Source organism: Pedobacter sp. HMWF019 (assembly GCF_003061025.1).
In the GTDB taxonomy this organism is placed as follows: Bacteria; Bacteroidota; Bacteroidia; order Sphingobacteriales; family Sphingobacteriaceae; genus Pedobacter.
In genome coordinates this window covers 3,622-7,196 of the sequence record NZ_QAIL01000492.1, presented here as the reverse complement: position 1 = coordinate 7,196, position 3,575 = coordinate 3,622, and the positions used below count along the sequence as shown (strand labels likewise).

Annotated in this window: 6 protein-coding genes; all 6 read right to left on the bottom strand. The window is 33.7% G+C overall.

Going from position 1 to position 3,575, the window contains the following annotated elements; genetic code table 11:
* Positions 1–123 precede the first annotated feature (123 nt).
* Positions 124–837: a DUF4262 domain-containing protein gene (locus tag DBR11_RS25440; protein ID WP_108555385.1), complete on the bottom strand. Its 714-nt coding sequence runs from the start codon at positions 835–837 to the stop codon at positions 124–126.
* A 179-nt stretch (positions 838–1,016) separates the two neighbouring features.
* Positions 1,017–1,361 (bottom strand): hypothetical protein, encoded by a 345-nt coding sequence (locus tag DBR11_RS25435; RefSeq protein ID WP_108555384.1) that lies wholly within the window; start codon positions 1,359–1,361, stop codon positions 1,017–1,019.
* A gap of 466 nt (positions 1,362–1,827) precedes the next feature.
* A complete protein-coding gene (locus tag DBR11_RS25425; protein WP_108555382.1) occupies positions 1,828–2,226 on the bottom strand; it encodes a hypothetical protein in 399 nt (132 codons plus the stop codon).
* A gap of 196 nt (positions 2,227–2,422) precedes the next feature.
* Positions 2,423–2,905: a hypothetical protein gene (locus tag DBR11_RS25420; protein WP_108555381.1), complete on the bottom strand. Its 483-nt coding sequence runs from the start codon at positions 2,903–2,905 to the stop codon at positions 2,423–2,425.
* Positions 2,902–3,300, bottom strand: a complete 399-nt coding sequence (locus DBR11_RS25415; protein ID WP_146186662.1) for a hypothetical protein — start codon at positions 3,298–3,300, stop codon at positions 2,902–2,904. Before DBR11_RS25415 ends, DBR11_RS25420 begins: the two co-directional genes overlap by 4 nt.
* Before the next feature lie 39 nt (positions 3,301–3,339).
* Positions 3,340–3,575: hypothetical protein (locus DBR11_RS25410; protein ID WP_108555379.1), on the bottom strand; the 236-nt coding region annotated here is incomplete at its 5' end.

The following is a 3,575-nucleotide window of genomic DNA, read 5'->3' as shown; positions in this document are numbered from 1 at the left end:
TCTCTACAATATTCAAATCAACAGAATAACTTATATCAATAATATTCGGCTTTACGCCCACTAACAGGCTCCTAATTAAGGTATAATTTAAATCCAAAAATTGTTCATCATCTTTCATAATTTTTATTCCCATTTATTCCAGCTCAACTCAAGAGATTCTCTCCACAATCCTTCACCAACACACAGATTCACAATTGGTCCTAACGTATTGTCAATTCCTAAGATTGTTCCTAATGGAACAATTCTTATAACCTCTTCTTTTACATCTGGCCCTGGCCCTGAAAACATTTCCCAGACACGATCCTCCCACCTGGTAAGTTCGGTTATTGTTTTGCCTTTCAGTGCATCAAAGTCAGTTACTACATAAGAATTTGCTGGTGCCTTTATATTCCAATCCATATCAAGCCATTTCCAGATAGGATCATTTGGAATAAATGTTTCCGACATTAATGGTATATCCAATGTTCTCTCTACTGGGGTAATTTGATAAGCCGTGATTTCATTTACTTTATAATAATCATAAACACCTAGCATTAGTTTTTTACACCAAGATGGGTCTACCTTGCTTAAATAAAAAACATTATTTTCAGACAAAGAAAACTTAGAATCAACCGATTGTCCAGCTTGCAATTGCAGATATATGTATTCAAATATCGATTCGTTCTCTTTTATAGTAACAAATCCACCTCCTGCAACGATCAATTCAAAACCTAACTTTTCAGCTAATCCAATAGAGTAAGAAAAATCTGGGTGCTGTCCACCATTAACGAGCGTAATGTGAAAGCTCCGTTCATCAATATTCGATTGGATAATATCTAAAAACTCGTTATTTGTCATTATATAAATTCATTAAGTCTCAACGGGCATTCCTTTGCTTTAATTTTAAGAAATTCTCGATGCATCGCGCAGGTATCACTTCATAAAAACTGACATTCTCACTACAATGCTGAAAAACGGCAAATACATCATCTTGTTTTTGTACTCATCCTGTTCTATTGGCTCACATGTATTAAAAGTTATAGGAAAAGAATCCATTTCCAATCTACATACCTGGTGACTTCCCCCTTATTTATGAACAATAGCCTTTTATTCCCACTAGGAACAGTACGACCACTCCATTCAATTCCGATGATGTCACTAATATTTTTATCCGTAAGAAATTCATCAAAAACATAAAATTTTTCCCATTTGAAATCTGTGATGCTACTCAGACGAAATGTAGAATAGCCTTTGGCTGTTTTTTTGGTTAAATCGCTATGAGATTTAATTAGCTTTTTAAACTGGCTTCCAAATTTATCATCCGACTTCGAACAAGCGACCATGGCTATAGAAACAATCATTAATATTTTTAATATTTTCATCGGATAGAATTTACTGCATTATTATGTAACCAATATGCCCAGCACAAACAGGAAACTAGTTCATCTACTTACCTTAAGTAAAGCTATCTCCAATGCAGGTTATTGCATTTATTTGATTCATACCACAACAACCATTTCATTTTATCCGCATAAAAATCTGTTTTTTTTCGGTATCTAAAAATATAGCCATAATAAACTGAACTTCTAATCCCTGAATTTCTGATCACATTGTCAATAGATTTACCGAAGTCCTTCCTATCCTTTCTTTTCCCTTCTACATAATCTTGAATATATTGAATACTTTTAAAGTATTTAGATTTAAAAATGCTATTTTCAATACAACTGTCCGTAGGCTTGATAAACCTAGGAGAACCCGTCGGGCTAAGTTTATTGGCATAGGTATTCGTAACGAAAAGAAAAGCTAGACTAAAAAAAAATAAAACACTGGTCCTCATATCGCTTTATTTTAATAGTTAAGCTGGCTTGCTGATTTTATAATTCCATTTACGATCACATCCTCTTCACCTTTTTTACTAGCCTCACAGTTATACGAAACAAACATAACATCGTTCGATTTCCTGAATAACCAATAGCGCCAGTATGTTTCATCTTCATCTGTTACATTAAAATATGCATAGTTGTTAACTAATTTCACGTTTACCTCCTCATATTTATCTTCTAAATAATCTTGAAGCTCCTCAACTATACTGACGGAGATTACATTTGGGGTTTGATAGAAGGAGAATTGCAAAGCCCCAACTCCATTTTTTTGATTATAAAGACTGACAACGCCATTATCTTTTTCTCCATTCCAGCTCTCTGGAATTTCTACCGTAAAACTTTCATTCAGACGAAATAATTTCATAGGCCAATTTAAACGAATATTTATTCAAATCCAGGATATACAAAATCATTTATTCCTTTTTGAATTCTATGTAAAATACTATCAGGGCTAATGATTATTCCAATTTCGGCTTTTTTATTAACACCTTCCAACTTACCAACCTTGGTAAATTGAGTATCTCCAAATAATCTGGATTCGGCTTTTTATATTAACATTCTTATTTTTGGATATAAGATTTTGCTTTTACATAGGTTTCAAGTTTTGAAACGATTTCATTTTTAAACCTATCCTCTATTCTTTTTCTTTGTTCATCAGAACATTGTTTGTTCTGCTTCCAATGACCATTACCAGTTTCAACACCCCTGACAGCGATACGAACATATTCCGTATGCTCTGTATAACCTGCGTCAACAAGCGAAACGTAGTACATTTCTTCAGGGGCACTTTCAAAATAGAAAATAAAAATCTTTTTTCTTATATAGCCTTGCTTAATCCAGTCTTCGCCATAATTTTTCCACTTCTCAGGCATTACATAATTCGGATATTCTTTGAACAATTGATCTACTGCGACATCCAGCTTCTTTGGCGATATAGGAAATACGATTGTATTCCACCCAGAAAATGATCCAGCGTCAATAAAACGGCAAGAAAGAAAACAAAAAAACGAGGTTAAAAAGAGAAGTTTTTTCAGTGATTTCATAATACTCTAGCTAAAGGTCCATCTTTCACAACAACAGCCGACCAACCTGGCATTGATCCAGGAGTTAACTTGGCAATCAATTCCTTTCTAATATAAATAAGTACTTTATCAACCGCTAAATCATTTGATACCGACCATTCCAAATCAATTTCATAACTATCATTAATCGGTTCAATTTGCTGCTTAATAAATTCTTTAGAGTTTAAAAATGGAAGTTCTTTTTTGTCGGTCCAGTTAGCAATTAAAGGAGTTTGAGCTTGATTATAAAGCCACACATCCCCAATCACATTATTTTCCTTCAATAAATATGCATAAGCAACCTTACCGTCATCTTCAATTATAACGGAGTAAACGTCATTTAACATACAAGGAAATTGATCGTAAAATTCTTTCATAGTTTAGTTTGCTTTGTCATGGTACCCACTAGATATATTTTATCGGCCTGCCAGTTGTTTCCTATACATCAGCCAAAAAAGGCCAATGCCTAAAGCAATTTTAACAATCATCCATGCTTCAAGGTATTGATTAGCAGCAATCCATCCAATAATAAATTCTAAGCCGAAAACTGCAGTTAACACCGAGATTGTCATCCATCCTTTCTGCTTTAAAGCAAACTGTAAAGGAAAAAAGAGAACGAAAAGCTCAATTAATGGTAACGCTAGTAACATAA